The sequence below is a fragment of the Arthrobacter sp. TB 26 genome (assembly GCF_000427315.1).
Classification (GTDB): domain Bacteria; phylum Actinomycetota; class Actinomycetes; order Actinomycetales; family Micrococcaceae; genus Arthrobacter.
In genome coordinates, this window is the sequence record NZ_AUPJ01000535.1 from 1 (window position 1) to 673 (window position 673).

General features: G+C 64.9%; 1 protein-coding gene. It reads left to right on the forward strand.

The window, feature by feature from the left end:
* Nucleotides 1–608: N-acyl homoserine lactonase family protein (locus K789_RS0120950; protein ID WP_024368456.1), on the forward strand; the 608-nt coding region annotated here is incomplete at its 5' end.
* Nucleotides 609–673 lie beyond the last annotated feature (65 nt).

A 673-nucleotide genomic window follows, 5' to 3' on the forward strand; every position in this document is an offset into this window, starting at 1 on the left:
CCTTCCTGATCGAGCCGGCCGCGGCGTTCGCTGCCCTGGGCGTGGATCCCGGGGACGCGCCGCAGGTGGTGGTCACCCACGCTCACTACGACCACATCGGGAACCTGGACCTGTTCCCGGACTCGGACATCATCATGGCCCGCGCTGAACTGGATTTCTGGCTCAGCAGCTTCGCCGCCCGCAAGCAGTTCCAGCACTCGATCGAAACCGAGGAACTGGACTACCTGAAGCGGGCGGCGGGCGAGGGACGGATCACGACCTTCGACGACGATTACACCGTAGCCCCCGGCATCCGCATCTCACGGGTCGGCGGCCACACGCCGGGCCAGTCAATCGTCACCGTGCAAACCAGCGAGGGCCAGGTGGTGCTCGCCTCCGACGCCATCCACTACTACGAGGAATTCGAACAGGACCTGCCGTTTATGTTCGTCAACGACGTGCGGGAAATGTATGCCGGGTTCGACACGATCCGGCAGCTGATGGACACCACCGCCAGCCATCTCGTGACAGGCCACGACCCCTCCACCCTGGAGCGGTTCACCCCCGTCACCTCCGGCCCGCTGGCCGGACTGGCAGCAACCATCGGCAGAAAGGAAGAACAGTCATGACCAACCTGCGTTTTGACGGCAAAGTAGCCGTCGTTACCGGCGCGGCCGGCGGCCTGGGCAAAGCC